Raw genomic sequence first — 3,337 nt, 5'->3', positions numbered from 1 at the left:
TGGGGAAATACTACACCTTCTTTTGGTATGTATCCTTACAAAACGTCATTTGTAGTTTTTGAGAATAATAAAATTTCGTGCCGTCCTTGTTCAAAAATAGGCTTTAAAGACTGCCCAAAAGGACATTTCAAGTGCATGAATGAACTTGTTTTTGATTTTTGGATTCCCTAAAAATTATGACAAGAAAATAAAATTAATCATGTTTATAAACTAAAATTTCTTATTTTTACATTTTTGTTTTTGTTCTGAATTAAGTTTCCAAACAAAATTTAATGAAGCATTTTTACTCAAAAAAATACTAGAAAAATAAAACTCCTAAAAATTGACAACACGACTAATAAAAATATAATTATGATGAATGAATTAATTTCTAGTTTTTCTCAACAGTTGGAAGACGCATACTCTGGTTTTCAAAAGCTATCACTTTCTTCTTTTGAAAAATCAGATAGAAAAATAGCTAATATAGTAGTAGTAGGTTTAGGAGGCTCTGGAATTGGAGGGAATCTAGTACAAACAATTACTCGTATTTTATTAAAAATACCTTGTCAAGTTTGTAAAACATATAATTTACCAAGTTATATCGACGAAAACACACTTCTTATTGCTTCTTCTTTTTCTGGAAATACTGAAGAAACACTAGCCTCTTTAGAGGAAGCGCAGCGAAAAGGAGCATATATTGCCTGTCTTACTTCGGGTGGTAACGTGGAAAAAATAGCTAATCAAAAAGGATTTGATTTAGTTCCTTTGAAATCTCTAGCAGCTTGTCCTAGAGCGCATTTGCCTTATTCTGTCACTTCTTTGTTATTACTTTTGAATCATTATGGATTAATAGAAATTGATTTTGAGAAGGAAATAAAAGAAACAGTTGCAAGTTTGAATAAAGACAATGAAATAATAAAAAAAGAGGCAAAACAATTAGCTGTTTCTTTAAAAGGTAAATTTCCAATTTTGTATGCTGATGCAATTTTAGAACCCATGCTTATTCGTTTTCAGCAGCAAATAAATGAAAATGCAAAACAACTTTGTCATGTTGCTGTTTTTCCAGAAATGAATCATAACGAATTGGTAGGGTGGCACATGCCAAAAGAAATTTTATCAAAAACACATATTTTGCTTTTTCATTCAGATTACGACCACGAAAGAGTGAGTAAAAGAATGGAAATTTGTGAAACTATTTTTAATAAACATACTGCTGCTATTACTCATATTTTTGCTAAAGGAAATTCATTTTTAGAACAAGTATTTTATCTAATTTATCTTACCGATTGGGTTTCTTATTATTTGGCAGAAGAAAATGGTGTTGATCCTTTTCCAGTTGAAGTAATTAATTATCTGAAATCTTCTTTACAAGAATTATAAAATTGTAGCTTACGCTTTAGCGTGAGAAAGTTGTACCGTACCTTTTAAGGTACGAAAGGAAAAAATAAAAAAATGCAAAACGTTTTATTCGAACATTTAGGAACTCTTTCTTATCAAAAAGCATGGAAGTATCAACAAGAAGTTTTTGATAGAATTTTTGATGTCAAAAAACAAAATCGTCAATTAGAAGCCAAAGAAAAACAAATGCCTACGCCTAATTATCTTCTTTTTTGTCAGCATAACCCTGTTTTTACGATGGGAAAGGCTGGTTCTTTAGATAATTTATTGCTTTCTGAAAAAGAATTAAATCAAAAAGAAATTCAATATTTTGAGATAAATAGAGGTGGTGATGTTACTTTTCATGGTTTGGAACAGCTTGTTGGTTATCCTATTTTGGATTTAATGAATTTCAAACAAGATTTGCATTGGTATTTTAGAGAGTTAGAAGAAGTAATTATTCAAACCATGCAAACCTATAATTTAGATGCTGGACGAGTAAAAGGACTGACAGGCGTTTGGATAGACCCAAATTCAGAAAATCCAAGAAAGATTTGTGCAATCGGAATTCGTGCAAGTAGATGGATAACTATGCACGGTTTTGCGTTGAATGTAAACACAGATTTATCTTATTTTGATTTGATAATTCCTTGTGGAATAAAAGACAAAGGCGTAACTTCTTTAGAAAAAGAATTAGGAAAAAAAATAAACATGAAAGAGGTAGAACAACGAGTAAAAGAGCAGTTTGAAAAAGTATTTAATGTGAAAATTGTTTAGAACTGTAAGTTAGTGAAGCTAATTACGAACTGCAAGACGACGTAAGTCAATTACTTTTTTTAAACACAGAGTTACAGGGGTGCATAACAAATTAGCTACGCTGCTCTTCGGGTGTCGTTTAGTCAATTTGTGTTACGTAGGGAAAAGGCAAGCCTTTTCCTTCCATACAGGTATTTTTTTGATACAAACAGCTAGTTTAGGAAAAGGCTTGCCTTTTTCCTACAAAAAACAACAATTTGTCATACACCCGAGTTACAGAGAACACAGAAGAATTTCAATTACTTTTTTAATAAAAAAACGAAAACAATTCATTTGAAAAATTATTTTCCCTAATCCCTAATCCCTAATCCCTAATCCCTAATCCCTAATCCCTAATTTCTAATTTCTAATTTCTAATTCCTAATCCCTTGATACTGCTTTTAGATAATTTTGATTCTTTTACCTATAATTTATGGGATTACGTTCAGCGTTTGGGAGTAGAATGTAAAGTTTTTAGAAATGATACGCCTTTAGAAGAACTACAAAAACATAATTTTACAGGAATTATTCTTTCCCCTGGATTTGGAAAGCCACAAGAAGCTGGAAATATGATGGAAGTGATTGATTATTACCATCAAAAATTACCTATTTTGGGGGTTTGTTTGGGACATCAAGCACTAGGAATTTATTTTGGTGCAAAACTGATGTATGCAGAAAAGCCAATGCACGGAAAAGTTTCTATCATAAACTGTAAAGTAGATACTAAAACCGATTTGATTTTTCAAAATATGCCTTCACAGATTGAAGTGGTGCGTTATCATTCTTTATTGATAGAATTAGAAAAAGAAAAAAATAATGTATTGATTCCCACAGCCTACACCCAAAAAGGCGAATTAATGGCTTTTTCTCATATAACACTTCCCATAAAAACAATTCAATTTCATCCAGAAGCAGCTTTGACAGAATATGGATTGCAAATGTTAGATAATTGGCTTCAACTAACATTTGTAGAAGCTAGGGTTTAGTATTTATTTCAAAATTCTATATTCTAAAATCTAAGTTTATTTTTCGGTTCAAATTTTGCTGATCTTCTATTGAAGTTAGTTGTTTATAAAAATTAGGAACACTAAAAAAATAAATTTACACTTTTAGCTATCTATAAAAACAGGATTAAAACTCTGTCCAATTTATAACTCATAGCTTTTTGAAAATATATCTTTGTAAA

The 3,337-nt window shown here is 30.4% G+C and carries 3 protein-coding genes; all 3 read left to right on the top strand.

Going from position 1 to position 3,337, the window contains the following annotated elements:
• Positions 1-351: 351 nt before the first annotated feature.
• The 3 genes from GW846_00140 (at position 352) to GW846_00130 (ending at position 3,137) form a co-directional block, all read left to right on the top strand.
• Positions 352-1,359 carry a bifunctional phosphoglucose/phosphomannose isomerase gene (locus GW846_00140; GenBank protein NDK09178.1) on the top strand — a complete coding sequence of 336 codons (1,008 nt, stop codon included), beginning with the start codon at positions 352-354 and terminating at the stop codon, positions 1,357-1,359.
• 72 nt (positions 1,360-1,431) lie between these two features.
• Positions 1,432-2,133, top strand: a complete 702-nt coding sequence (gene lipB / locus GW846_00135; protein ID NDK09177.1) for a lipoyl(octanoyl) transferase LipB — start codon at positions 1,432-1,434, stop codon at positions 2,131-2,133.
• A gap of 407 nt (positions 2,134-2,540) precedes the next feature.
• Complete coding sequence (locus tag GW846_00130) at positions 2,541-3,137, top strand: aminodeoxychorismate/anthranilate synthase component II (protein NDK09176.1); 597 nt, start codon at positions 2,541-2,543, stop codon at positions 3,135-3,137.
• Positions 3,138-3,337: the final 200 nt, after the last annotated feature.

It is taken from the genome of Candidatus Gracilibacteria bacterium, from assembly GCA_010119145.1.
GTDB lineage: Bacteria > Patescibacteriota > Gracilibacteria > BD1-5 > UBA6164 > JAACSU01.
This window is presented reverse-complemented; position numbering and strand designations above follow the sequence as displayed.